The sequence below is a fragment of the Lentilitoribacter sp. EG35 genome (genome assembly GCF_040784015.1).
In the GTDB taxonomy this organism is placed as follows: Bacteria; Pseudomonadota; Alphaproteobacteria; order Rhizobiales; family Rhizobiaceae; genus Lentilitoribacter.
On record NZ_JBFNGQ010000003.1, the window covers coordinates 371,838 to 398,015 of the forward strand.

The 26,178-nt window shown below is 44.1% G+C and carries 32 protein-coding genes; 7 read left to right on the plus strand and 25 right to left on the minus strand.

Annotation, left to right across the window (positions count from 1 at the left end; genetic code table 11):
• Positions 1-3 precede the first annotated feature (3 nt).
• The 13 genes from AB2J24_RS08140 to AB2J24_RS08200 form a co-directional block, all read right to left on the minus strand.
• Positions 4-594: a phage tail tape measure protein gene (locus AB2J24_RS08140; protein ID WP_367385111.1), complete on the minus strand. Its 591-nt coding sequence runs from the start codon at positions 592-594 to the stop codon at positions 4-6.
• A gap of 14 nt (positions 595-608) precedes the next feature.
• Positions 609-809, minus strand: a complete 201-nt coding sequence (locus AB2J24_RS08145) for a phage tail assembly chaperone (RefSeq protein WP_367385112.1) — start codon at positions 807-809, stop codon at positions 609-611.
• A 44-nt stretch (positions 810-853) separates the two neighbouring features.
• On the minus strand, positions 854-1,243 hold the full coding sequence (locus AB2J24_RS08150; RefSeq protein WP_367385113.1) for a gene transfer agent family protein: 390 nt from the start codon (positions 1,241-1,243) through the stop codon (positions 854-856).
• Positions 1,243-1,650, minus strand: coding sequence for a phage major tail protein, TP901-1 family (locus AB2J24_RS08155; protein WP_162651824.1), 408 nt, complete (start codon positions 1,648-1,650; stop codon positions 1,243-1,245). Before AB2J24_RS08155 ends, AB2J24_RS08150 begins: the two co-directional genes overlap by 1 nt.
• A 21-nt stretch (positions 1,651-1,671) precedes the next feature.
• On the minus strand, positions 1,672-2,082 hold the full coding sequence (locus AB2J24_RS08160; protein ID WP_367385114.1) for a DUF3168 domain-containing protein: 411 nt from the start codon (positions 2,080-2,082) through the stop codon (positions 1,672-1,674).
• 157 nt (positions 2,083-2,239) lie between these two features.
• Positions 2,240-2,575: a phage head closure protein gene (locus tag AB2J24_RS08165; protein WP_367385115.1), complete on the minus strand. Its 336-nt coding sequence runs from the start codon at positions 2,573-2,575 to the stop codon at positions 2,240-2,242.
• Positions 2,575-3,141, minus strand: coding sequence for a head-tail connector protein (locus AB2J24_RS08170; protein ID WP_367385116.1), 567 nt, complete (start codon positions 3,139-3,141; stop codon positions 2,575-2,577). The genes AB2J24_RS08165 and AB2J24_RS08170 overlap by 1 nt, the downstream gene beginning before the upstream one ends.
• A gap of 100 nt (positions 3,142-3,241) precedes the next feature.
• A complete protein-coding gene (locus AB2J24_RS08175) occupies positions 3,242-4,519 on the minus strand; it encodes a phage major capsid protein (protein ID WP_367385117.1) in 1,278 nt (425 codons plus the stop codon).
• Positions 4,520-4,559: 40 nt separating this feature from the next.
• Positions 4,560-5,135, minus strand: a complete 576-nt coding sequence (locus AB2J24_RS08180; protein WP_367385118.1) for an HK97 family phage prohead protease — start codon at positions 5,133-5,135, stop codon at positions 4,560-4,562.
• Positions 5,136-5,197: 62 nt separating this feature from the next.
• Positions 5,198-6,361: a phage portal protein gene (locus tag AB2J24_RS08185; RefSeq protein WP_420883634.1), complete on the minus strand. Its 1,164-nt coding sequence runs from the start codon at positions 6,359-6,361 to the stop codon at positions 5,198-5,200.
• Positions 6,362-6,448: 87 nt separating this feature from the next.
• Positions 6,449-7,558 (minus strand): DNA-packaging protein, encoded by a 1,110-nt coding sequence (locus tag AB2J24_RS08190; protein ID WP_367385120.1) that lies wholly within the window; start codon positions 7,556-7,558, stop codon positions 6,449-6,451.
• Positions 7,559-7,742: 184 nt separating this feature from the next.
• A complete protein-coding gene (locus tag AB2J24_RS08195) occupies positions 7,743-8,033 on the minus strand; it encodes a hypothetical protein (RefSeq protein ID WP_162651830.1) in 291 nt (96 codons plus the stop codon).
• 118 nt (positions 8,034-8,151) lie between these two features.
• Complete coding sequence (locus AB2J24_RS08200) at positions 8,152-8,631, minus strand: YcgN family cysteine cluster protein (RefSeq protein WP_367385121.1); 480 nt, start codon at positions 8,629-8,631, stop codon at positions 8,152-8,154.
• A gap of 163 nt (positions 8,632-8,794) precedes the next feature.
• Here AB2J24_RS08200 and AB2J24_RS08205 point away from each other — a divergent pair, with 163 nt between their 5' ends.
• The 3 genes from AB2J24_RS08205 to AB2J24_RS08215 are packed head-to-tail and all read left to right on the plus strand — an operon-like array spanning position 8,795 to position 12,117.
• Positions 8,795-10,978, plus strand: coding sequence for a transglycosylase domain-containing protein (locus tag AB2J24_RS08205; protein ID WP_162651832.1), 2,184 nt, complete (start codon positions 8,795-8,797; stop codon positions 10,976-10,978).
• Positions 10,979-10,996: 18 nt separating this feature from the next.
• Entirely contained in the window at positions 10,997-11,581 is a 585-nt protein-coding gene (locus AB2J24_RS08210; RefSeq protein ID WP_367385122.1) for a DUF1214 domain-containing protein, read from the plus strand.
• Entirely contained in the window at positions 11,578-12,117 is a 540-nt protein-coding gene (locus AB2J24_RS08215) for a DUF1254 domain-containing protein (protein ID WP_367385123.1), read from the plus strand. The genes AB2J24_RS08210 and AB2J24_RS08215 overlap by 4 nt, the downstream gene beginning before the upstream one ends.
• A 33-nt stretch (positions 12,118-12,150) precedes the next feature.
• Here AB2J24_RS08215 and AB2J24_RS08220 read toward each other — a convergent pair whose 3' ends face one another.
• The gene (locus AB2J24_RS08220) at positions 12,151-12,333 is read right to left on the minus strand and encodes a hypothetical protein (RefSeq protein ID WP_162651114.1); all 183 of its coding nucleotides are present in this window, start codon (positions 12,331-12,333) and stop codon (positions 12,151-12,153) included.
• Between the two features lie 211 nt (positions 12,334-12,544).
• Between AB2J24_RS08220 and AB2J24_RS08225 the strand changes: the two genes are divergently transcribed.
• Complete coding sequence (locus AB2J24_RS08225; RefSeq protein ID WP_367385124.1) at positions 12,545-14,047, plus strand: hypothetical protein; 1,503 nt, start codon at positions 12,545-12,547, stop codon at positions 14,045-14,047.
• A 27-nt stretch (positions 14,048-14,074) separates the two neighbouring features.
• Here the strand turns inward: AB2J24_RS08225 and AB2J24_RS08230 are convergent, their stop codons facing one another.
• The 3 genes from AB2J24_RS08230 to AB2J24_RS08240 are packed head-to-tail and all read right to left on the minus strand — an operon-like array spanning position 14,075 to position 17,163.
• On the minus strand, positions 14,075-14,407 hold the full coding sequence (locus tag AB2J24_RS08230) for a DUF1491 family protein (protein WP_367385125.1): 333 nt from the start codon (positions 14,405-14,407) through the stop codon (positions 14,075-14,077).
• Positions 14,408-14,447: 40 nt separating this feature from the next.
• Positions 14,448-15,320 (minus strand): peptidoglycan-binding protein, encoded by an 873-nt coding sequence (locus AB2J24_RS08235; protein WP_367385126.1) that lies wholly within the window; start codon positions 15,318-15,320, stop codon positions 14,448-14,450.
• Positions 15,310-17,163 (minus strand): ATP-binding protein, encoded by a 1,854-nt coding sequence (locus AB2J24_RS08240; RefSeq protein WP_367385127.1) that lies wholly within the window; start codon positions 17,161-17,163, stop codon positions 15,310-15,312. The genes AB2J24_RS08235 and AB2J24_RS08240 overlap by 11 nt, the downstream gene beginning before the upstream one ends.
• Before the next feature lie 394 nt (positions 17,164-17,557).
• Here AB2J24_RS08240 and AB2J24_RS08245 point away from each other — a divergent pair, with 394 nt between their 5' ends.
• A complete protein-coding gene (locus AB2J24_RS08245; RefSeq protein ID WP_162651839.1) occupies positions 17,558-17,896 on the plus strand; it encodes a DUF5330 domain-containing protein in 339 nt (112 codons plus the stop codon).
• A 114-nt stretch (positions 17,897-18,010) separates the two neighbouring features.
• On the plus strand, positions 18,011-18,427 hold the full coding sequence (locus tag AB2J24_RS08250; protein ID WP_367385128.1) for a SufE family protein: 417 nt from the start codon (positions 18,011-18,013) through the stop codon (positions 18,425-18,427).
• Between the two features lie 474 nt (positions 18,428-18,901).
• Here the strand turns inward: AB2J24_RS08250 and AB2J24_RS08255 are convergent, their stop codons facing one another.
• The 8 genes from AB2J24_RS08255 to AB2J24_RS08290 all read right to left on the minus strand — a co-directional run bounded on the left by AB2J24_RS08255 (position 18,902) and on the right by AB2J24_RS08290 (position 25,537).
• Positions 18,902-19,318, minus strand: coding sequence for a MucR family transcriptional regulator (locus AB2J24_RS08255; protein ID WP_162651842.1), 417 nt, complete (start codon positions 19,316-19,318; stop codon positions 18,902-18,904).
• 280 nt (positions 19,319-19,598) lie between these two features.
• Entirely contained in the window at positions 19,599-19,934 is a 336-nt protein-coding gene (mnhG, locus tag AB2J24_RS08260) for a monovalent cation/H(+) antiporter subunit G (protein ID WP_162651843.1), read from the minus strand.
• On the minus strand, positions 19,931-20,290 hold the full coding sequence (locus tag AB2J24_RS08265; protein ID WP_162651844.1) for a cation:proton antiporter: 360 nt from the start codon (positions 20,288-20,290) through the stop codon (positions 19,931-19,933). Before AB2J24_RS08265 ends, mnhG begins: the two co-directional genes overlap by 4 nt.
• Entirely contained in the window at positions 20,290-20,763 is a 474-nt protein-coding gene (locus AB2J24_RS08270; protein ID WP_162653545.1) for a Na+/H+ antiporter subunit E, read from the minus strand. The genes AB2J24_RS08265 and AB2J24_RS08270 overlap by 1 nt, the downstream gene beginning before the upstream one ends.
• The gene (locus AB2J24_RS08275; RefSeq protein WP_367385129.1) at positions 20,760-22,331 is read right to left on the minus strand and encodes a Na+/H+ antiporter subunit D; all 1,572 of its coding nucleotides are present in this window, start codon (positions 22,329-22,331) and stop codon (positions 20,760-20,762) included. The genes AB2J24_RS08270 and AB2J24_RS08275 overlap by 4 nt, the downstream gene beginning before the upstream one ends.
• 22 nt (positions 22,332-22,353) lie before the next feature.
• Positions 22,354-22,731: a Na+/H+ antiporter subunit C gene (locus AB2J24_RS08280; protein WP_162651846.1), complete on the minus strand. Its 378-nt coding sequence runs from the start codon at positions 22,729-22,731 to the stop codon at positions 22,354-22,356.
• Positions 22,731-23,150 (minus strand): Na(+)/H(+) antiporter subunit B, encoded by a 420-nt coding sequence (locus AB2J24_RS08285; RefSeq protein WP_162651847.1) that lies wholly within the window; start codon positions 23,148-23,150, stop codon positions 22,731-22,733. Before AB2J24_RS08285 ends, AB2J24_RS08280 begins: the two co-directional genes overlap by 1 nt.
• Complete coding sequence (locus tag AB2J24_RS08290; RefSeq protein ID WP_367385130.1) at positions 23,147-25,537, minus strand: putative monovalent cation/H+ antiporter subunit A; 2,391 nt, start codon at positions 25,535-25,537, stop codon at positions 23,147-23,149. The genes AB2J24_RS08285 and AB2J24_RS08290 overlap by 4 nt, the downstream gene beginning before the upstream one ends.
• A 174-nt stretch (positions 25,538-25,711) precedes the next feature.
• On the opposite strand from AB2J24_RS08290, the gene msrB reads away from it, so the two are divergent.
• The gene (gene msrB / locus AB2J24_RS08295; protein WP_367385131.1) at positions 25,712-26,134 is read left to right on the plus strand and encodes a peptide-methionine (R)-S-oxide reductase MsrB; all 423 of its coding nucleotides are present in this window, start codon (positions 25,712-25,714) and stop codon (positions 26,132-26,134) included.
• The last annotated feature ends 44 nt before the right edge of the window (positions 26,135-26,178 follow it).

Below are 26,178 nucleotides of genomic sequence, written 5' to 3' on the forward strand. Positions count from 1 at the left end.
TGCTTAAAGTCCGCGACGACCACGACCCACAGCGCGCGCAAGCATAGCGCTAACTTGCGCTTCTGATCTGGCAAAGCCCTCTACATCAGGCGTTGCGATATTGAATGTGATGTTGACGGGTGATAACCCACCCATTGTAGAGGCTACGCCGAGCGAACCATCTGGCCCTCGGCTAAGTGGTAGAATAGCTTCGCTGCCTGCCTCTCCCATCAAACCAACAGATGAAGCGCCACCCAAAGGAAAATAAGTTGGATTTGATACCACTCCACCATTTGCAAAAGGTGTAATATTTAAGGGTGAGCCTGCGCCAGAAGTTCCTCTTTTGAATAGACCGCCCATCAATCCATCGATTGCACCCGAAAAACTCCTCTCAAGCGGAGCTAACGCTTTGCTAAGAGCCATATTGGATAACGATAGAGCTAATTTGCTCATAACACTCGATAAGTCTTTACCGCCGATAATTGAACTTTTAAATGCTCCCGTTAATGCTTTACCAAAAGCATTGGCCTGGATTTCAAGATCACCTAATTTGCGCATGGCATCTTGCGTATCTGCATCTACCTTAACGTCAATGTTTGTATCATTTTCGTTCATATAACAGCTCCATCTTAAGCTTTATCTGGAAATTTTTGCATGAGATTGCTCAAGCTATCTCGACCTATTGGGGATAACCTCTGTGGTAATTTTTGTGATTGAAAGGCAAGAATTATTGATACTTCGGGGAGTGTTAAAGACCAAAATTCTGAAGGGGAAAGCCGCATCTGAGAAAATAGAAAACCTAGCAGAAATTCCCATGGGAATGGTTCCACCAGATTTTGATTATCAATTGTCTTTTCAGAAAATTCAGATACGGCTACTTGGGGTTTGATGTTTGATTGTCTTTTTCTTCATCACTCCTATTTTGAATAGGATTAAATGTTGCGATCAAAAGATCGGCAGCAATTTGAGCAAGCCCCAATGCACCCCCGTCAAGGCTCATACAACGGACATCTTCATCCGCGTATAAATTTCCACCGCCGCGAAGCCCCGCACCAATGATATGCACCAAATCCTCGCTTGAAAACTTCCCTTGAGAGAAATAATCACCCAGATCAGAGAGATTTGAAACATTAAACGCATCTTCAAGTTCCGCTAACGCTCCTAAAGTAAGGCACAAAATACGCGGCGCACTATCGATAACTGCAACCACTTCCCCCCGCCGACGATTTGCAACAATCCTCTTCATGCTCAATGCTTCAGTCATTACAGAGCTCCAAAGCTCAATGAACCTGCGGATTCTAGCGCAGCTTCAAATGTAACTTCACCATCATGTTGGCCAGAATATTCGAGTGCCGTAATTTGAAAGGGACCGGTAATTTTGCCAAAATCGGGAACTGTAATTTCCCAATCCGTAATCTGAGATGCGAAGAACGTTGACCGCATAAGATCATCACTTGCAGCGTCTTTAAAAATACCGGAACCGGAAAGGCTTGCTCGCTGCACACCAGAACCGCCGAGCAACTCACGCCAACGGCCTGATGATTCAGCATCTGTGATATCAACTGTTTCTGCGTTAAATGCTAACCGTTTCGCTCGCAGTCCTGCAAGTGTAACAAATGATCCATTCTGATCGATTTTGATCAATAAATCTTTACCCTTTTGCGCCGTCATAACGAATATCCTTCTTTAACATCATGTATTATATTCAATTTTTGCACGAAATTTTAATCGTGCAGTTTGCAACTTATTACGCCCTTCTTCAGCAAAAGATGCACTTTCAAAACGAAGATTAATCAGCACTCCAACATCGAGAGTAAGAGGTTGATCATGAAGCGCCGAAACCACCTTTTGTGCTATATTTTGTAAATTTTCGCGCGCCGGTTTATCTTCATAAATCAAGACATCAAAAAGATGCTCCTCACCAAACTCACTGTCTGTTGACCAGTCGAATGTTTCCCAATTATCAATTGAAATATAAGGATAAATTGCATCCTTAATCTCATGGTCAAAAATATTATCTACACCGATAAGCGCCGTGATCGCATTTTCGCTATTAAGTGCTTGAAAAATTGCTTTCTGCAGATATCCTGCCATCATTGCCATGGGTTAAAACCTCCCAGATCATTCATTGTATGAGATGATGTTTCTTGCTTACCGGTCGCCATTATTAGGAGTTTTTTTCGTTTTTTTACCTCGATTTTGTCTACAATCCTTAGAAGTAACTCTTGGGGGGAAAGTCTTTTAATTCGAATTCTGACATTCATCGTTCTATCTCCTCACAACGGCAAATGAGATAACGAGATGTTTCGTCCAGGTCATGCACAGAATGGATCATTAACGTCCTTCCATTTCTCAACAAGCGCATATCGTTTTTAATGTCTCCACGATGTCGAATTGTAACTTTATGTGTGATATTTGCTTCGCGTGCGCGACCCCGCACTTCGCGTTTCGCACTAACAGGCTCCATATGTGCAAACAATGTCGCGACAGTTGTCCAGTTTTGGCTCACGCCGCCCTGTCCATCCATGACGTCAGTCGAACTCTGTAGGTCAAGCGGCGTTCGCAACATGCCAGGATCGATAAATGTCATCAACATTAGATACGCCTCCTCACCCACTGTGAGATCAACGCATCGTAACCATTTGGAACTGCTGCTGGCTGCATGTCAGGTGCAACAACACCACGAAATTCATATAAACACGCGGCATGAATTAGAATGGCTCGTTTGAGAGCGTCTGGCACCTCGCTCGCACTCGTGTAGCCAGCTGTAAATGTAATTTCGATCCCATTCATCATTTGCCCTGGTGAAAGCTGCGGACCGACAAACAATCTTGCGGGTGATGATTTTCCATCCAATAGCATGTTACTCTGAGCCACAATATTCGGTTGTCCATCGATACCAAACTGCTGAACTTCATCAATTGAACGTATAGGTGGTTTCTGAATTTGAATGCACCGATCTTCGGGCCACTCATCTAAGCAGAGTCGCCATTGTTGATCCATCAATGCAAGGCCTGTCCGTTTTTCAAGATATTCTCTTGCTGTCGAAATCAAACTTGAAAGCAGCGTATCTTCCAAAGCATGATCAATTCGCAGATGGTTTTTAAACTCGGGCAATGTGACAGGCTCGGCCATGGGGGGCTGAGACAAGATGAGTATCATATCATTTCCTTTTGATTGCTAATTGCGGCCGCCATTACGATCTCCGGCAAATGAAAATTCACCGGAGACATGTTTATTTTCCATAGGATGAAGGGAGAATTTAGCTTATGCCGAACTTCATGAGTTTGATAGCTTCAAAGTTCTGAATTCCACCACCAACCCGTTTTGTTGTATAAAATAGGACATAAGGTTTTGCGGAGTAAGGATCACGAAGAACACTAACACCAGCGCGATCTACGACAAGGTATCCGCGTTCGAAGTCCCCAAACGCAATCGACATCGAATTGGAGGCCAAATCAGGCATATCCTCTGCCTCAATGATCGAAAAACCCTGCAACATGGCTTGTTGACCCGCTGCTGCTGGCGGTTGCCACATGTAATTACCATCTGCATCTTTAAACTTGCGGATAGCGCTTTGAGTTTTGCGGTTCATCACAAACTTTGCATTCTGACGATACCCCGCTTTGAGTGAGTAGATTGTATCAATCAACGCATCGGAGGGGTCCGATGCAAATGCACCATCGGCGCCTGTTGCCACATAACCTAGGTTTCCCCAACTCCAACTTGCATCATCAACCGTTGACGCAGACAGGAAACCTGTTGGCTTATTCACGCCATCTCCATTGACGAACGCTGCACCTTCTTGTTCGGCGAAGGCCGCCTCAATCTCGCTCGTTATCCAACTATCAATATCAACTGCCGCATCCACTAGAAGTGAGGACGTGGCTGCCGGCATGGCATATAATTCCATTGTGGGAAATTGTAGCTCGACCAGCTGGGCAGAATTGGTTTCAGGACGAACATCAGTCTCACCAACCCATCCGACGGACATGCCATTTTGTGCGAATGGTTTTTTCAAAACAGAAGTTGAAACCTGACGCACAGATGAGATCGAGCGAATAGGAGATAGTGCTGACAAACGACGGCCTATTTCCTGATCAATTTCATCAGGGACCAGATAACCACCATCAGAATCCGTTGATGCTGACATAGACTTCGCCTCAATCTGACGAAGTCCGTGTTCATTGCCTTTTCGGATATAATCATTAAATGCGGTTTTATGTTCACTATCAAATATTGATGTTTCCATCCCACCTAATGCCGGACGCGCACCCTTAATCGCAAGCTGATCCATCTTACGCTTTTGATTATCCATAAAACGTGAAATGCGATCCATTTTTTCCGTTGTCACAACATCTTCACCAACCCGCGCTTCCATTTCTGAAAGACGAAGATCATTGGCCTCTTTGTAGCTTTCAAAGGCATGCATAAAGTCATCAAAAGCCAAGGCAACCTCGTTGCCGGTAGCCTTCTTCTCCGGTGCGATTTTTCGAAGAGATTTCACCTCGGGAGAGGTCATTGTTTTTTCCTTGATCATCAGGGGTCCTTTCATGTGATCTATCGGGATAGGAAACGTCTTAGGAGGACGAAAGACGTATTGCAGCATGTTTTATCTTTGCTGCGATTTTAGTATCGAAAGCATCACTTAATGGGGCTTCAGATTTGACTTGAGTTACTCGTGCATCTGGCAGCATAGGAAACGTCACCACAGAGATTTCCCACAAATCGGCTTCCAAAATATGGCGCGCATCAGTTTTTGGATCTTTGCAGGATTTACACGTTTTAAAACCGATCGATAGGCCATCAAGCGCTCCAGACAACATAAGTGCATGAATGTCTTTTGCGCGAACAACATCGAGAGACAATTGACCCTCCACATAGAGGCCTTTCCGATCTTCATAGATAGTCACCCAACGGCCTATCACTTGATCGGGATCATGCTGAAAAAGCATGCGTACGGGACGTGAAGAATGTCGCTCTAGGGTCTTTGAAAAAGCGCCAAACTCCACAATATCATTGGCTAAATCAACGATCCCAAAAAGGCTGGCATATCCACTAAAATATCCGTCATGTGAAATATTTTCCAACGAGATTTCGGCGCGTTTATTTTCAATCGGAAACTTAATTATTCCGGCATTTTTTCTAACACTCATGCGAGATTTCCCAGTTTGATTTAGGCAATTTAAAATGTGATTCAATACATTTGATTTTCGATTCAAGAATCATGGTCAAACCGCTGATACCCAACAGCTTTTCGCTTCTCTTCATCGCTCAAAAAGGTTGCGTTCTGCATCCGGGACCATAAAGATTCTCGTTCGGAAGCGAGGCCCGACATCTTATCCGCGTCTGGCTCAAAACGGATATCTTTATCATAATATTCACTCAGCCAGGAGCTCATACTAGCCGCGATACGTGTGACAAGTGGCAACACCGTTAAACGAGAAAACGCCCGGTTGGCTTCTTGATAATTTGCATATGTATTGTCACCTGGAATACCGAGCAGCATGGGTGGCACGCCAAGTGCTAAAGCGATATCTCTGCTAGCGCCATTCTTTGCGTCTACAAAGTCCATATCTTTGGGTGTTAAACCGATAGCTTTCCAATCGAGGCCACCTTCCAGAAGCAAAGGGCGGCCCGCACGTTTAACGCCAGAATATCCATTCTCCAGTTCCATTTTTAATCGATCAAATTGTTCTTGTGAAAGATTGCCACCATCTTTTGGTTGATAGACCAGCGCACCTGAAGGTCTTGCAGAATTATCAAGCAACGCCTTGTTCCACGCACTGGCAGAATTGTGAAGATCAAGTGCTGTCATCGCCGCTTCAAGCGGGGCAAACCCCATATGATCATCAAGCGGGTGAAAGAGCTTGAGATGCAATATCTGATGACCATTTTCACCGTCAATTGGAAACTGTTGTTTACTGTTTCCTACCTGATATTCAAGTGCAGATGGCCATCCATTCCGATCAGAAATCACTCGAATTCTGTCAGGCCTCAATGTGTGTAATTCGATGGGATCACCATCTGTTTGGACGCATTTGACAAATGAATTTCCTGATAACAAAAGATGCCCATAAATAGTTTCCAAAAAATCAGCACCCGCAGAATATGAATTTGGCTTCTTTATCAAAGCAAGTGCGGGATGATCTGTTAAAACCCGATCTCCATCAATCAAAATCCACGGCACATTTGCGGCTGTTTCCGCAATCATTCTAATGGCTCTATGGGCGATAGGGTTTCGCATAAACCCCTCACGAGACATCGATAAATAATTACGTGATGACCAACTTGCATTCTGTGTTTCATGCAGACTTATAAGACCAGATGAAGAGAACGACTTCACTTCGTTTCTTTCGCTTATCTGTGGGCTCTTTGTCATTGAATTATTTTTTCGCGCACGATCTCGCCATGCGCCAATTGATGCCAACCAGCTCATCCAGTTTTCCTTTACTTTATGATTACGATGTTAAATAGATCGAATGATCGGTTTGCTGCTTTTATCTAGCAGTAGTGCCGTGACCGCCCAGACCAAAGCATCTAACCTATCAGGCGATCCACCACCGAGAAGTCCTTGGTGCGTGAAATTGCACATTTGGTCTTCAAGGCTGTCCAGACCATCTAAATGCCAAACTTTACCCTGCTCGTATAAGGCTGCGACGGGCTCAGCACGAAGCCACTTTCCTCGTGAAGCTCGAACCATTTGAATGGGTAATTGTGCGTCGCTCGCGTGAAGCACTGACTTTACCATATCGCCGCCCTGATTTACTTCTGCTACGATAAGATCTGCATCAAAATCTTGATAACACTTGGCTGTAATATTCGCCCATTGACTGGGTGTAGCTTGTTCGATTGATGCATCTTTTAAGACAATGGCATGTCCCCGGCTATTTAGCCCGACCACAACTATGCCACAACACGACCCTTGCGCTTTCGATGAAGCAGGCGGGTCGACTGCAATAACAATTCGCATTAATTGTGGCATTTCAGTCAGGCGCAATTCGTCAAGTCGATCCCTCGTCCAGAGCGAACCTTCTTGGTCTTCTAAAATCTCGCCGTTTAACTCTTGCCTACCAAGACGAGTATTTCCATAACGAGACTTCACATTTGCTAAGAAGTTTTTCGCCAAGTTTTCAGCATTGTCATCTGTTTGCATTTTGACTATCGCAGTATTTTTATCTGCCATAATGGCTTTTAATAATGCGATTGGTTTAGGTGTCGTTGTCACGAGTTGGCGTGGATTTTCACCCAGTCGCAATCCAAATTGCAGCATATCCCAAGTCTCTTGCGGATATTGCCATTTACATAACTCGTCACACCAAGCCGCATCAAATTGCGGACCTCGCAGGCTTTCAGGGTCTTCAGACGAGAAAATTTGCGCAATAGCACCGTTTGGCCAAACCAAACGTCGTCGCGTACTTTGATAAAGTGGACGATCATGTTTTGCAATATTCAAGATGCCGCTGTCACCATCCACCATAATCTCACGGGCATCACTCAGTGTTTCAGCAACAAGCGCTATTCGACCGCAGTTTAGTCCGTCTAAAACGTGACCTTGACATGTGGCAATATTGTGCACTCATTCTGAGCCTGCGCGCGTTTTTCCTGCTCCACGGCCACCTAATAATAGCCAGATAAACCAGTCGCCTTGAGGCGGTAGTTGTTCCGTACGCGCGTTAAGTTGCCAGTCATTGACTAGCAATTGAAGTTCACGTCTATCAAGCTTAGAGAGAAACTCGTCGATCTTTTTATTGAAGAGGCTTCTATTTTTGTTTCTGCTCCCTTTTCGCTGCTGCGAGGATGAGGGTTTTGACTTTTTCTCTAAGCTTGTCATGTGCCTCACGATTTATTTCATCTTCAATCGCCACTTGTTCCTGGCGCAAGGATTTTGTCATCTGTTCAATTTTGTCCAATGTGCGGATGATGAGCGAAATAGAATTAACCGCTGCATCATGTTTTTTATCATCAAACTCTATCTTGGATAATTGATCGTGAAGCTGCGCTCTTGCCTGCGATAATGCAGCAAGTGTTTCTTCTTCATCTGATGTTTGCAAAACGGAGAATACCTACTGCCAACAATATGCTGGAAGCTACTGCATATTGTGTTGTTTCAATTTTGGGATGATGACAGTTTTATATCAAACGACCTGTCATTAGTCAAGGATTATTTTCCTATTTAGTTTGTTGATTTTTGTCTTCATACGTTTCGCCCGGCCACGAAACAATGTAATCTTCATATTCTTCTGGCTCCATTCCATCTTCAGATACTGTTCGTGAACGCGCTGAAATTCCAGCCTGATGGACGGTTTCGGGATCACCTGAAATCAATGGATGCCACCAGTAAAGATCATGATTTTCTGAAATTAAACGATAAGCACAAGTTGCAGGCAACCAAGATAATTCTCGTACCTCATTTGGTGTCAACTGCACACAATCTGACACTTTTTTTTGCCGGTTTGCATAGTCATTACAGCGGCAAGATTGATCGTTGAGCAACGTGCAAGCAACGTTGGTCCAGACAATCTCACCGGTATCCCAATCTTCTAATTTGTTTAAACAACAGCGTGCGCAACCGTCACAGAGCGATTCCCACTCTACCTCATTCATCTTATCAAGTGATTTCGTCTTCCAAAAGGGCAAGTCATCCGTCATTTTGCATACTCATATATCAGTCCAATTCAACATCTTTGGACAAGGCTTGCGCGATAAATATGCCACTTGAGTAAAAGATCAAGCGAAATGATCGTGTATTTTGCTTGTTCTTCGCGTTAAAATACGGCAAAAACATTCAGGATGAGAAGTCGAAAAGAAGCTTATGTCAGAACTAAATAAAAAGCCCAAATTTCTCACGCGAATAAAACTGTTTTTCTTGCGGTTCGATTCATGGATTGATTCATCCATTTGGGGGTCGTTCAGAAAGTTAAGCGACACATGGGAAAACCTTACAATTTTTTCTCATAAATTTCGTGTTACCGGTTTTAAGAAGGTATTAATTGAAGTCGTTGAGGAAGCCGCTAACCTAGGCACGGTTGGACTTGTTCTTCTACTTGCGCTTGCTCTCCCATCGTTTGAAGCCACGAATGGAAATTGGCGCGCTCAAGATGAGTATTCGGTTACTTTTCTTGATCGCTACGGAAATGAGATTGGACATCGTGGGAACATTCGGGAAGAATCGCTACCTATAGATCAACTTCCAGAACATCTTGTTCAAACTGTCCTTGCAACGGAAGACCGTCGCTTTTACCAACATTTCGGCCTTGATTTCATCGGTCTTGCCCGCGCAATGGCTGAAAACGCCCGTGCCAATTCAGTTGTTCAAGGCGGTTCAACACTAACGCAACAATTAGCAAAAAACATATTCCTGACGAACGAAAGAACACTTACTCGCAAAATAAAAGAAGCATTTCTTTCACTTTGGCTCGAAGCCAACCTTTCCAAAAATGAAATCCTGCAACTTTATCTTGATCGAGCTTATATGGGCGGTGGCGCATTTGGTGTCGGAGCGGCCGCACAATTTTACTTCGGCAAAGATGTGCAGGATGTCACTCTTGCGGAAGCTGCGATGTTATCGGGCCTTTTCAAGGCTCCTGCAAAATATGCGCCCCATGTGAATTTACCCGCAGCTCGCGCGCGCGCGAATGAAGTTCTGACCAACCTTGTACAGGGCGGAATGATGACTGAAGGGCAAGTCGTCGGCGCGCGGCGCAATCCGGCAAACGTAATTGATCGTGGCGATGTTGAAAGCCCCGATTTTTTTCTAGATTGGGCCTATGATGAGGTTAGACGCATAGCTGCTGGCTATGGCCAGAAAGCACTGGTTGTAAGAACAACCATTGATCTTGCATTACAAGGTGCATCTGAGATTGCAGTCGAAACAGGCCTACGTGAATTAGGTCAACGCTATCGAGTAGGCCAAGGTGGGGCGGTTGTCATAGAGCACGGCGGCGCAGTGCGTGCCATGGTTGGCGGTCGGGATTATGGCAGAAGCCAATTTAATCGGGCAACAAGTGCACTTCGTCAACCGGGTTCATCGTTCAAACCTTATGTTTATGCACTCGCGATGGAAAATGGTTTTACACCACAATCAATTATAAGTGACGGCCCCATTACATGGCGCGGCTGGTCGCCTCGAAATTACGGACGATCCTACTCTGGCCGCGTTGACCTTACACGAGCATTGGTCAAGTCCATTAACACCGTGCCAGTTCGTCTTGCTCGCGACCATTTGAGCATTCCAAAAATTGCAGAAAAAGCAGTTGCTATGGGCATTCAATCAACTGTACATGCCAACAAGACTATGCCACTTGGAACATCTGAAGTTACAGTGCTAGACCAAGCAACGGGATATGCTGTATTTCCTGCGGGCGGCCTTGAATCCAATCGACATGGAGTTGCGCAAATAATGAATTATGAAGGGAAAGTCCTTTATGATCATAACAAAGATGCGACGAAGCCAAATCGGGTGTTAACTGAAGAAGCAGCGAACGCAATGAATCAAATCCTGAGCCAAGTTCCAGAATGGGGCACTGGACGTCGCGCGAAGCTGGAAGGCATTAAAACTGCAGGAAAAACAGGAACCACTCAGGCTTACCGCGATGGTTGGTTTGTTGGATATACTGGCAACTTTACATCTGCAGTGTGGTTCGGCAATGATGACTTCACCTCCACTGCCCGCATGACAGGTGGCTCACTACCTGCAATGACCTTCAAACGGATAATGGAATTTGCACACCAAGGCATCGAGTTGCGGGCAATTCCGGGAATTGAAGATGCATTACCAGAAACATTTGGTCCCTTGATTGCCGTTAAGGATGATGGAAGTGATAATATTTCACTTCCTTCGCGTGCACGGATTCTAAACCGCCAGGCAGCAGAAGCCCTACGTGAATTAATGAAAGAGTTTGAGGTAACAAAGACAACAGAACAGCAATCTGAAAAAACTCCTGATGAATTTGCTGTCCTTAATCAGAGTACGGCCCCTGTGAAAATTTCTCAATAATGCACGGAAGGCTTTAGCTTGTTACGTATCCCATTGCTCATCTTGATTGCGCTGGCCATCACCTTTCTAGGCGCAGTGCAAGTTTCACTTTGGGCGCTCGATGCTACACGCGGATTTGGAGGCTTGAGCGTAAATGGTTGGACGGCTTATCCTGATATTCAGACAACTGATGCTGACCCCTATGCTAAAGCCCATAGAGCAAATGATGGTCACTTATTGCTTGGGCGTGCGGAAGGACTTGTCTTTCGTGCAGATACAGATCAAAATGAACAAGCTTTAAGTGCAAGATGCCGATATCTGGTTGAGGGGCGCGTACCGCCTTCTCTCTTCTGGACATTACGTGCAACTTATCCTGATAAAACGTCTCCTGAACTGCCGGTGGGTTGGCCAAGTGTGGTTAATGCTCACAAAGTACTTAAAGATCGAAACGGGAATATTTCTATAACGCTTTCATCTTCTGCAGAGACAGGTAACTGGCTTGCTTTGGCTCAGAACGGTACATTCGAACTTCAACTTACACTGATAGATACTCCCACATCTAACGACAGTGGCATTCGAGAATTTGAAATGCCGAGCATAGTTCAGCTGGAATGTGCATCATGACCAAAACAATAATTGCGATTATGACCGGGTTAATAGGTGCTGCGGTTCTACACATCCTAATCATTCTGGTTTTGCCGCTTTATACAGGCAGCGATGCATGGAGCAAGATTATAAATTTAGGTCCGGAAAATGAGTTCCATGTTCTCGCCAACCAAAAAAACTCTACTGGATTGTATAACGAAGATATCCATATTCAATCGGCGGCTTGCTACTTTGACCTTGAAGCTGGTTCTGTACAAATCGTAGCTGATAAATCAACCGACATGTGGACATTTGGTGCATTTGATGCCGATGCGAATGAAGTCTTTAGCATGAGTGCGCGCTCATCTATCCGCGGAGACGTCAATTTTTTGATAGTTACGAGAGCTCAGATTTTAGCTCTAAAAAGCGAAGAACCTGACCTTGTTTCCAGATCAATTGCCATCGAAGTGTCTGATACCCAAGGTTATGTAGTACTTAGGGCGATAGCGCCGGATTTTAGCCAAATATCAGAAGCACGTAGTTTTTTATCAAGCGCATCTTGCGCTATTCTTTGAGATAGCTGAAACCAAACTCAAGCATTCATGTTTTCATGCACCAGTACGCTTTATCTTTGGTGCACGCTCATTGCGCTTTGATCGTTTATTCTTTTTGTTCGGCGGACGTTCATATCTCACGCCAGTGAAGAATAGAATTTTTGCAGGTTCTTTTGGTTGAAACCCTTGAGGCCTATCTACAGGTTCATAATCTAACAAACGTATTATTTTTGCCATTTAACCGTCTCCAGTTTGTGGACAGATGTACGCCTTAATTTTCATCCGTAGTGATATCCCTATTAAGCAGGCCCATAGTTAATGAAACGCTAACACTTTGACTATAATCTGACGATTAATGTAAGTGGTTTTGGGCTTTTCTATGAGTAACAAGCCTGTGTTTTTGAGTGAGATATCAGTGTTATGACGATTTCTGATATCGGGGGTAAGTATGAGTAAAATGTCTTATTGCTTTAGGGATTTAGAAAACGTGAGCGAAGATCAACGAAAATCAGCAATCCTTTTGGCGCTTGTCGCACGGATTGATGAACTACGAGAACCCAACCCGGCGGAAGCAAAAAAAGTCAGTGAACTTTTTGTCCCGTTATTCGACACAGCACCACTGGATACCAAACGCCAAGTTGCATCTGCACTTTCACGCTGTACTTTTGTACCAACTAGAATTGCCGAATGTATCTGCATGCAGGCCTTAGAAATTTCTGCCCCATTTCTGTCACACTCACCAGCCGTAACAAATCCTATCCTTTGTTATGTTATTGCCAAGAAGAGTGAATATCACGCGCGCATCATTGCAAAACGTAGCAATTTGCACCGCAGTGTCGTTCGCTCATTAGAAGCACTGGATGATCATGGTGTAAATCTCGCACTTCAGCTACGCGGGTATAAATCTGATAATGCGATGCATATTGAAAACGCGGAAACGCGCATCTCAATGAGAAAACCAGCACAGAATGCCTCTACTCAGGTGGGAGAGCTTGAATTGTTCACCGGCGATGCTGATCTGTTCCCTGAAAAAGTTCTCGCTGTTATGGCGCGTAAGCTTGAAGCAAAAGCTGTTGCCATGAGAAAGCAACTAACCAGCTCGGTTACCTTAAATCAAAAAGCCATTCCGGTCTTGCAGCCAAAAGTTCAGGCAGCAGCCAAATCTCGTTTTGAGATAAAAATACGCACTAATGAGGATACCATATCTCAAGAGGCTAACCTCACAGTCGAGCAAACAGAAAATACTGATATTGAAAATCAAATATCAGACTCTGAGGCTATTTCAGATAAACAATTTGCAGCAGAAGAACACCTTCGACAAACGCTGCGCGATCTTGCTACTGGTGACATTACACCCGAAGATGCTGAAATACTGCAAACAGCTCATGGTAATGGTCAATTTGCCGATATAGACGCGGATGAAATTCTCATTCCGATTAACCAGAATGAAATTCAACATCGTAGACATGTGAAACTGCTATCTAAGCACGTGCATAACAATCATGTTGGTTACTTCACCACTGCTTTAGCTGACGCTATCGGGTCAAGTTACTCACTTGCCGAACGTATAATGAGCGACATGACCGGACGCCAATTGTCCATGACTTTTAATGCCATCTTTATGCCAAAGGATATGTGTATTGAAGCGCTTAATAAGTTCTTCCCACATGTAAGTATGATGGAAGGTACCGAAGAAGGTGCTGAAACATTACTCCAGAACTGGCACCATGCACCATCACAAGAAAAACTTATTACATGGCTGCGTGCTGATAAGCTCACAAGCAAAACGGTGGTCCCAGAATTGTCTATGACGGATGCAGATATAGACTATAGCTCAATCGATATTAGCGACTTACCCTATGCAAAACCAGTCGCAGATAATGCCGATATTATATCGAAATGGAACGATGAGGATTTGGAAGATGACTGGTTGGAAGCAATAAACAACTAGTTCTTAAGTTTGCTTGCATTATTTTATCTATAATATTTTGAGATATCTCTCCGGATCATCAGTTTCGATCTCGGCAATCCAAATATCACTATCAAAAGACTTCTCGCGAGCCAATTTTTGATCAACCTCGGACTCAGTTGCATTTTCAAGTCTGATTTCAAAACAACGATCAGCCGTCTCGCCCTGTGTCAATGATTGCGGTGCTGGTGAGAGTAGCATCTGACTGCGATCGCGCTTTAAAACACGAATGAAGATAGCACCAGCGTCCTCAGCACCTTTCTTTTCAATAGCACCTGCAAGACCGTCACTAAACAAGCGGCGCGTGAGGGCTGAAATATAGATTGCTGATTTTACTCGCAATTTGGGTACCATACTTTCAAGTTAGAGCCAAAGCAGTCAGCTAAAGAGCCCCTGTACTCTTCAAAGTATCAAGAATAACCTGACTTGGTGAACCAGTTACAGGAAGACGGTAGTGTTTTTCAAATAGCCGAATGGCATTTCTTGTTTCTTCCCCAATTAAACCGTCAACTTCGATATCAGGATAAGCTGCTTTTTTGAGCCCAATTTGGATTTTGCGCACCATTTCATTAGACAACGGCTGACTATTGGAAATTTCGTTGGCCTTCGGTTTGGCAGGACTACCTGCTTCTTTCCGCGCACTAACTTTTTTAATCTGTTGCAACATTTTCTTTGAAACGGTTACATCAATTGGATAGCCGTGCCTGATCTGAAATTTCTTTATAGCAGCGCGTGTATTTGGCCCCGTTAGCCCATCAACGGAATCGAGGTAGATATTTTGCTCTGAAAGCTCTCTTTGGATCGCTAGAACAAGTGTGTCGCCTTTGAATTCATCATTATCTTGTGGCTCGACGACCCTTTGTTCGAGTGCCGATCGTTCCTTGGTGAGGACAGGAACCGGCAGCTTTACGCTGGATGTCTGGATGTCATCACTATGGGAAACGCGGTAGGTTGTACCGTTCTCACCCTTTACTCCCATTAATTCTCTTTCGACTGTTCGCCTAGATGGGATAGGACGCGTTGAACCCGAAATTAGATGTTGTGGCCCACGCATATTCAATATAGGAGCCGGATGCTCTGTTTTTTGATAATGAAGCGCATTGGAGGCAATAAAGCTGAAAATAATGATAAATGCCGTTCCTCCGCCGACAATGGAGGGGTGTTTAACGACTAGTTGTCCGACACTCGATAGTAATTCACTAAAGAAGCTATCTCGCCCACGCTTGACATGAATAGGTCCAGCTCTATGCGACATTTGCTTCATCTCCTTTGTAAACTGCACCAGATGAACTCACTGCTTCACCCTGCATTCGATTTTTGATCTCGGGGATCGGCGCGCGTTCCAGTTCCGTCTGCGGAATGCAGACTGTCACTTTTGTGCCTTCTCCAAGTATACTCGCTACCAACATCTTGCCATTGTGAAGTTCCACTAGACCTTTGACCAGTGAAAGGCCAAGACCCGTGCCCTCAAATTCACGTGCTAATGAACTATCAACTTGCATAAATGGTTGCCCAATTTGAGATATTTTATCTTCCGGTATGCCAATACCTGTGTCCGATACGCGCAAAACAAAGTTGCTCCCATCCATCTCTGCATCTACAGATACAATACCACCTTCTTCTGTAAATTTAATTGCATTGCCAACTAAATTGATGATGATTTGTGTCAAGGCGCCATTATCAGCATATATATCTGGTAAACCTTTTGCGATACGACATGTTAGATCAACTTTCTTATTCTTTGCCTGTATGTCGAGCATACTTTTTGTGCGCTCAAGCAATGGCTGGAGATCGAATTCATCACAATGAAGTTTGTAGTGACCATTCTGAATTTTGCTCATATCCAACATGGTATTCACAACATTAAGCAAATGCTCACCAGATTGTCGAATGAGGCTCACATATTCACGCTGACGCTCATCCGGCAACGGTGCTATTACCTCATGCAATAAGACATCTGAGAAACCCATAATGGAATTAAGCGGCGTTCGCAATTCATGGCTCACACCTGCAAGAAATCTTGTCTTATTGACTTCATTTTCATGAGAGATGTTTTCAAGCGATTCAATTTTATCCATCGCCGAGATGTATGAAGTCATATCTTGCGATTGGGCGTAAAAGTCTTGCAGATCACCATTCACGTCAAACCTGCCCATAAAACTTACTTGTATATATCTAAATTGCTCATCACCGGAGGGCTTAGCCTCAAAGCGTAGCAATGTCTTTGTTGATGCACTACCTTGGCGTAACTTATCAATTGCGGAAAGATAAGAAATACGGTCAGAGACGTGAATCTGATTCAAAAAGCCCTGCCCCAACATATTATTAGGGCGATCGCAAATCAGATCCGGTTCCGAACCATGTACCGATTGCACATCTCCATTTAAACTATGGAAAGTAACTAAACCAACTATATTATCGAGAACACCTCTATTGGTATTCTTTACTTCACCAGAAAGGGCTTTGGTGGTCGGCTCATTGATCAATATATCTTGCAACTCATCAAAACTGGGTTCCACACTTAGCAACCCGCTGCGAACGAGGGCGTAAGATATAAGTACCAGCAGAACAGATGAGAGAGTGGAAAGTTCATGCGCAGATATATCTGCAACCAAGACTAGGTCGCCATACTGCAATCCAATAACAGCGACGATACTTGCACCTGCCACAGCTAACCCTGTGGAGATTGCTGCACGGCTCTTTCCAATATGTTTTGCCTCTAATGGGAGAATAATAAACAATGAAAGGTATAAAGATGAAACACCGCCAGTGCTCAACACCAACATCATAATCAATGCACTTACGCTAACAAACACCATCGCGCTAGCCACTTTGATTTGACCTGTTTGGCAGATAATGCCTGTCGCCAACATAAAGACCCCAGCAATGGTTAATGCCAAAGCAAAAGACGTTGGAAGAGAGAAGTGAGGAAGGAGGAGAACTAAGCATAAAACCGATGCTGCAACAGTCCAACCAATGAAGCTGCTCACTACGTGCAGGAGCGCACAAAGCGCCTGTCCGTCTTTAGAACGGCCCGTTAGCCAGTCGCGTGACAGTTGGTTGGTACGTGCCTTAAAGGCTTCAATGATTTTAGACATTACGCAATACAATAACTCAAATCCTAATTCGAGCGTTTCTAATATAACCTAAAATCCCATCTTGACCTTAACGAATGGATAAAGCAGTCCACATTACAGGAGTTTTTTTGCGCCTAATTCGAACAATTTGCCACAAAATGACCGAGAACTAATTTCATAGTTAATTGATGGTTATGAAAGCACGTTCGCCGCTTATTCTCAGGCTGTTTAGGAAGGTGAATGAAACAATTGTTTCGCCGTATACACCTGTTATGAGCCACCAAATATGCAGATAGATAAAATTTTAGAAAAACTTGAATAAAAAGCAGCGATACAAATCAAATGGCTGTTCGGAGTTTTACATTAAAACGTATCCCATAGCGACGATCAATTCCGCAATAAGGGACGAATTATAATGTGGACGCTTATAAAGGGTGCGTTTTGGTTTTCATTGGTTTTAATAGCTTTACCGCTATTTAACCCGGAAAGCGCGGAGCGATTAGAATCTGGACCAACTTTTGAATCTGCTGGCAGCGCTTCCGCAGTAATGGCACTTTACCAAGACGTCATCTCAATTTGTGAGCGGGAGCCAGAAGTTTGCACCGTTGGCACGCACACAATTGGCGTACTTGGAGCACGCGCCAAAGAGGGCGCACGTATTGCGTACAATTTTCTGGACAATCAATTTGGCGATCAGGATAAACTTACGCCCAACAGTGATTTAAGTACGGCATCAATTCCTGCACCGAACTAGTACTTACTACACTCATTACTCGAGTGACATCGCCCTCCGTGTCGTCATGCATGGGGGGTGATTTTTGTTGTGATGTCTTCTATATGAGACATGTAATAGATTTGGAAAGTAATTATGGCTAACATTCAAAGCATCATCGACGATTTCGAATTCATAGATGATTGGGAAGATCGATATAAATATGTGATTGATTTGGGAAAACAACTACCTGCTTTGAATGATGGCGAAAAGACTGATGAATATAAAGTTCAAGGTTGCGTTAGCCAAGTTTGGCTAATTGCTGATGTAGATCATTCAAATCCGGATCTTCCAATTTTGAACTTTCGTGGTGATTCTGACGCCCATATTGTGCGTGGTTTAGTCGCCATTATGCTGATCGCTTTTTCAGGTCTTTCGGCAAAAGAAATAGGTGCACTGGATGAAAACCAGTTATTCGAGAAGCTAGGCTTGGTAGAACACCTTACGCCACAACGGGCGAATGGGCTTAGATCTATGGTCGCTCGCATAAAGCAGCATGCAGCTAACGCCTAAGTTAAACATAACGGGCTACAGTAAGCATTGCTATACGTTCTACTGCCGACACAAACCGATCATAGTTTGGATTATCTCGCCGATCTTCAATTGTTTGGCAAGTATAAGCTATCGTAGAGCGGTTTAAATTAAACATCTTTGCTAATTGACGCATTGGAATACCGAAATTTACGTTTAATACGTAAATTACCACTTGGCGAACATGAGTTTTTCTTTTTGTCGCGGTAGCACGGGAGTTGCTATATTTTAGATCTAATAGCTCATGAACTACAGACTGCAGGATTTGTGGCAGATCTACTAGTTGGCGCTCAGACAAGGTAACAAGTTTACCCTCATCAGCTAAGGAACGTATACTACTCCATTCACATAGCTTTTCAGAATAAGATATACTCATGGGCACAATTAATTCACCGTCTCAAATATAGGAATAAAATTCTATAATCGAATCGTGAAAAAAGCACAACTTAGAAATGCTCAGCGTTTTTGGCCAAGCCCCATCTCTTTAGCAAGGCGCGAACGCGCTTTCGCATAAGCGGGTGCTACCATTGGATAGTCAAATGGCAGACCCCACTTCTCACGATACTCTTCAGGCGTCAAATTATAATGCGTCATCAGATGTCGTTTAAGAGATTTAAATTGTTTGCCATCTTCAAGGCAAATCAAATAGTCGTCTTGTATAGACTCACCCGCATCAACCGCTGGCCTGCGACTTTGCGGTGAAGTAGTTCCATCTTCTTGCGTAACTATATCATATATAGTGCCGTAAACTTCTTTTATAAGTCCTGGCAACTCAGAAGAATCAATTTCGTTTTTCGCTACAAACGATGATACAATTTCTGACGTAACCTTTACCATAAAACTGGAACGCTGAAAATTTGCGTTTTCTGGCATCTGTTTAACTCAATTTTTGTTTCCCCATGCGACCCGTTGGTAGAAAAACCTTCGCTCGATTAGTCCACTAAAAAGGCCAACATACTACAGGTAGATAAAAAAACACGAGTAATCAAGCTCACACCAATTCTCAAACAGGATTTTATCTTAAAGCAAAATATTTTTCCCACGAACTTCCAGAAAAAAGGGCATAAAAATTTTATATATATAGATTTTGAGCAATTTTTTAAAAAAAAATCTCAGCTTTGCAGCAAAAATAGATTTAAAAACTTTTCAAGTTTTACACTTGTTTTTTCATCTCATCAATCACAGATTGATCAGATAAACGGTATCCCACAGCATAAGCAGCCTTAGCTAACAGGTGCGCGGAAATTGGTGCAGTTAACAAAAAGAATATCACACCTGCAATAGCTCGCGTTGTTGTTGCTAAATCATCGGAATAGATAGCAAGTGCGATGAGCATTAAACCTGAACCCAATGTACCAGCTTTAGAGGCTGCATGCATTCGGGAGTAAACGTCTGGTAAACGCAACAAACCAATAGCAGCAGCGAGAGAGAAAAAAGCCCCGATAACAATAAGGGCAGCGACAATATATGTAACAGCATCATCTATCATGATTGTTTTTCCACCTCTATCGCCTTTGTCGTGCCTTCATCGGCGATTTCATGGCTATCGCCCATACCTTCTTCGTCTGCCTGTCCGCGAACCATAATGAACCGGGCAAAGGCAATCGTAGCCAGAAATCCTACCAGACCCAACGCGATAGCAATGTCCACATAGAGCGTATATCCAGTCTTAATGCCTATAACTGCTATATAACCGATAGCAACTGCAACAAGCATATCAAGACCCAAAACACGGTCTGGCAATGTCGGACCCTTGATGATCCGATACACAGTTAAAAGAAATGAGCCACTAAGCAAAACAAGTGCAATTGTAATACTAAGATCTAGTACAGCCTGTGCAGTCATCAGTGAAAAGCCTCTTTGATCTTACGCTCAAACCCATCGGCAATATCCCGACGCGCGCCCTCAGGGTCAGAAGCATCAATAGCATGAACGTATATGAATTTCTTATCTTCGGACGTATCAACAGATAAAGTTCCAGGTGTAAGGGTGATCATACTCGCAAGCAGCGTAATTTCCATGTCATCCTCAAGTGAGAGAGGAAACTTGAAAATCCCAGGCTTCACATCAAGCCTGGGTGATAGAACAAGGACCATAACTTTCCAGGCAGACATAACCAATTCATAGAGGAACAATGTGAAAAGCTTAATAATCCGCCAGGAGCGTGAAAAGTAACCTTGCGAGCCTACTTCACCGCGGATAATCCAGAGGGCAAAGATCGACAATACAAATCCAAACAACATATTTAACGCCGAAAATGAACCGGTGATAGCCGCCCAGGCAAATGTAAGAAGAATATTGAAGATAAACAACATTATTGCGCTACCTCACTTCCGAAAACGGATTCGTAATATGACGTTGGGTCGATCAACTGGTTGGCAGCAGCATAAACCATTTCAAAAATCGGCTGCGGATAGACCCCAATTGCTACGACTATAGCGGTAAGCATAACCAATGGTGCGTAATCAATAAAGCTTAGCTGAATCTGCTCTTCATCTATGGTCTCTTCAACTTCTGGCTGCCAATAAGATAGCGCCCAAATCCGACCCACTGCAATCATAGAGATAAAACCCGTCACCAAAATAGACGTCGGTGCCCACCAAGATGCCCCCTCAATTGTTGCCTTTACCAACATTAACTTTGGCCAGAATCCGGAGAATGGTGGCAAACCCGCAACAGCGAAAAACAACATTAGCGTAAGTGCTGCGATGAACGTGTTCTTCTGATAAATGCCACGCATATTATCAAGTCCCTCAACTCCACCTGCTGCGCGTGACGCAAGCCCGACTGCCAAATACAAAGCAGTCATAACGAGGATAGAATGCATCGCATAAAATATTGCACCACCGAGAGCAGCTTCTGTACCGATGGCAACACCCATCATCATGACACCGATACCTGATACGACCAAAAAACCAAGTGCTCGACGAATATTGACCTGTGCAAGTGCACCAATGGCACCAAGCAACATGGTCGCACAGGCTACATAAGAAATTGGGAAACTTAGTAAATCACGTTCGAATGGCAAAAGCATGATAAGAACACGGATCATCGCATAGATACCCACCTTCGTTAGCAAGCCAGCGAAAAGCGCTGATACAACCACACGAGGTGTGTGATAAGATGCGGGCAGCCAGAAATTAACCGGAAATGCAGCAGCCTTCATTGCAAACGCCACAAAATATAGTACAGCAAGCGTCCCCAAAGGTGCAGAGCGATAATCACCGATTGAACGCACGGCGATTTCTGCCATATTGAGCGTTCCGAAAATACCATAAAGATAACCAGTTGCGATCAAAAACAAAGTTGTCGCAACAAGATTAAGAAACGCATATTTCGTTGCACCGTCAAGTTGGCCTTTTTCGGACCCTAATATCAGAAGACCGAACGATGAGATTAACAACACTTCAAACCAAACATAAAGATTGAAGATGTCACCCGTTAAAAATGCACCACTTACACCAGCCATCAACATGAATAAGAAAGGATAAAAACCATAACGTCGTCCGGTGTCATTAACATCGCCCACACCATAGAGTGTGCAGGCAAAGGCAACGACTGCAGATGTAAATGCCAGCAAAGCACCTAAAATATCGACGGTGAATGCAATCCCGAATGGGGGCAACCACCTGCCCATAACCATTGTCATGGTACCATTTTCAAGCACCTGCATCAAAAGCGCAGCGGTAATCAAAACAAGCACACCCATTGAAGGTACGGCCATTAAATGCTGCCAGTCCGTACGCTTACGGAACATCAGAAGCACGGCACCAATGATGATGCACCATGCCACCGGCATTACGATGAGCCAATCAGCTAATGCAACAGGCTCTAAATTAAGAGCTTGCTTTAAAATCTCAGGATCTTTTACAACATCACCAGCCATCTATTTTACCCTAATACCCATCTTAGTATCCTAGAGGCGGGAGTTGATCATCCGCCGGCTCTGCAACACGCATTTCATCAGTGTCATCTGAACCAAGTTCTTGATAGGCCCTGTAACCAAGCACCAATAGAAATGCAAAAAATGAAAATGAAATCACAATAGCCGTTAGGATCAATGCCTGTGGAAGCGGGTTTGCGCTTTGCACTTGCAATATATCAAAACCACCGGAGATAATTGGCGGCACTTCACGTACGAGACGACCATTCGTGAAAATTAATAAATTGACGGCATTACCTAATATGGCAACACCGATCAATATTCGAATAATACTTTTTGATAGCATCAAATATATTGATACTGAAAAAAGTACACCAACAACAATAGCCATCCAAGCTTCCATCAGTCGCGCTCCCTTTCTTCCAGAGAAAGCGCAATAGAGGTAATCGTACCGACAACGACTAAATACACGCCAACATCAAAAAATAGAATTGTTGAGATGTCTATCTTTGCACCCAGAAAATAAAAACCGCCCCAAATGCCCGTCATAAATGGAACGTGCGAGAACACCGACATCATGCCCGCGAGAGATGACATCAAAAGCCCAAAACTAGCAATTGCCAGTGGGTGGAAATGTAGCGCGCGGCGTACAGGTACAACACCGTTGGAAATACCATAAATCGCAAAAGCAGAGGCTGCAATCAGCCCGCCAATAAAACCACCACCCGGTTCGTTATGACCTCGGAGTAATACGAAAATGGAAAATAACACCATTAAAGCTGTAAGATAAGGCGCTACTGTACGAAAAATCAGCGTTCTCATGCTTTTACCTCCGGGCCATGTTCTTCATCCGGATTATTATCGGCAACTTTTACATCATCGCCCTTTGGCCTGATACGGACAAGAGCAAGAATAGCAAGGCCCGCCACCAGTACCACTGCGATTTCACCCCACGTATCTGTACCACGGTAATCAACAATAATAACGTTTACTATATTGGTGCCATTCGCAATGATTTTTGAATAAGCGGAGAAGAAATCGGACATGAAAAAATCAAACTTGTCTTGCGTGACCCGCAGTAGATAAAGAGCAAAGCCAACGCCACATGAAAGGGCGACGACCATATCTGTAATCTGCTCCCAGATAGGGCGTGGGTCAGAAGGCGACAAGCGAAGGCGGGTCATAACCAAGGCAAGAATAACAACAGACAATGTCTCGACCATGAACTGCGTAAAGGATAAATCCGGTGCACCAAACAACATGTAAATAACCGCTACGGCAAAGCCCTGAATTCCAAGAGCAACTATTGCTGTCAGGCGGTCTTTTGCATAGATGACGGCGAGCAGGCCTATCACAACGATAGCCATGACAATAGCTTCATAGAATGTTATTTCGCCGTTTAGATCAGGCATATTTGGCAGTTCATCGAAATAGTACATCGAGAACAATAATGACGCGCCAATGACTGCAAATGTCGAGGTCATATAGACTTCTAACTTACCACGCTGGATGAATTGTGTGATGTGAAATGACATCCGAACCATGATGGCGATAAATTGATCAAAGCCCTTATCGGGGCCCCATCCACCGCAGAACCAATTGTAGAACCCGTCTATACCTGCCCGTAGGCGATCAACATTTCGATAAGCAATAATTCCGAACACAACAGTGATCAAAGATAAGGTAAGTGCAGGTCCAAAATGTGGAACGATGGAAATATTAACGTCAACAAGCTCACCCCAAATGGCTGAACTCATCGGTATTGAAATATAGTAGTGACTGTATGTTGAAAGGACACCCGCCAATATCGCAGCCGCGCCAAGAATTACCGGTCCAAGCCAAAGTAATGGCGGACCTTCATGCGCATGTTTTGGCGTCTTAACTTGCGCCCCTAGGAATGGTTTAAGTGCAACAGCAAAGCCAATTACGAACATCAACCCATTGCCAACAACTGCAACGATGGTGAAGATAAGCGACCACGGATCTGTTCCCCAAAGAGCGTAATAAATTTCTTCTTTCGCCAAAAAACCAAAAAGTGGTGGAAGGCCCGCCATAGAAACGGCAGCAACAAGCGCCGCACCAAACGTAATAGGCATAGTTTTTCGCAAACCGCCAAGCTTGGTAACGTCACGCGTACCGGTTTCATGATCAACAATTCCCGCCACCATGAACAATGCACCCTTAAAGAGCGAATGAGCGACAAGATACAAAACAGCTGCAGCTATAGCTTTCTCTGTGCCGAACCCAATCAACATGACCAAAAGCCCGAGCGAAGAAACAGTCGTGTAAGCGAGCATTAATTTGAGATCTGTCTGGCGGATGGCCAACAGCGTCCCAATGATCAAAGTGATGCCGCCGAAAATTGGCAATATGGTGATCCATGCTTCTGTTCCACCAAGCACAGGGTTAAGACGCATTAATAGATAAACACCGGCCTTGACCATAGTGGCTGAGTGCAAATAAGCAGACACCGGCGTCGGGGCTTCCATCGCGTTTGGCAACCAAAAGTGAAACGGAAATTGTGCTGACTTTGTAAACGCTCCGCCTAACACGAGTAGCAACGCCGCCAAATAATACGGACTTTGAACAACAGCGCCACCATCCATTTCAAGCAGGAACGAGAAATGATTGATGCCAGTGATATTCCACAAGACAATCAAGCCAGCCATAAGCGCTAAACCGCCACCGCCAGTAACAACCAACGCCTGAATTGCAGACCTGCGTGATGCTTCGCTTTTGTGATTGAAGCCAATCAACAAGAACGATGTGATTGACGTTAATTCCCAATAGATGAAGAACGTAAAGAAGCTATCGGCTAATACAACGCCAAGCATTGCCCCCATGAACAAGAACAAGAATGAGAAAAAACGTCCATGTTGTGGATGCCCTCCCAAATACCCTCCAGCATATAGAATGATCAGGGTACCGATGCCGGAAATCAGCAATGCAAAGGTGGCGGAAAGGCCATCTAAAAACCACGAAAAGCTAACACCAAATTCAGGGACCCACAAATAGCCTCCAGTAATGTTCTCGCCTTCCGAAATCTGGGGAACAAAACCCAAGACATGTAAAAAAATAGCAAGCGGAACTAGCGCTAAGACCCAAGCTGCCTTGGCATCCATCATCTTTGTTAAAGACGGAGCGACGAGAGCGGCCAAAAAAGGCAACAGCATCATAAACATCATCATGCCGCTGGCATTACCAAACATCTAAACTCCCAATCTGACCATGATGGCCCCTCTAATATCACCTACAATTAACTACGTAATGCCAATTAAACAAGATCATTAGTCACGGTAATTGTTGACAAAATGCCTCAAAGGCATTGCGGCTGAGGAGAACGACACTTATTTAATAGGGAAGTTGAAAAAGGGAGCAAAAAAATGAGTGAAAAAAAAATTGAAAAACTTGTTTTATCTGATGCTGAATGGCGTGAACGTTTGACGCCAGAGCAATATAAGATTGCTCGCAAGCATGGAACTGAACGGGCTTTCACCAGTCCTTTTAATGAAAACAAAGCTGCAGGTAGTTATAATTGTGTTGCCTGCGGTACAGAATTATTTGCCTCAGATGCAAAATTTGATTCAGGCACTGGTTGGCCCAGTTACTTTAAACCCATGACAGATAACGCTGTCTCGGAGCATAAAGATCGCTCTTTTTTCATGACGCGCACAGAAGTTAGGTGTGCAAATTGCGAAAGTCATCTAGGCCATGTCTTTCCCGATGGACCGACCCCGACTGGATTGAGATACTGCATCAATGGTGCGGTGCTTGATTTCCAACCAGCCGAAAATTCAGACAAATAGGCATAAAACCAATTTTTCATACATCAATTATCTAATCGGAGCCC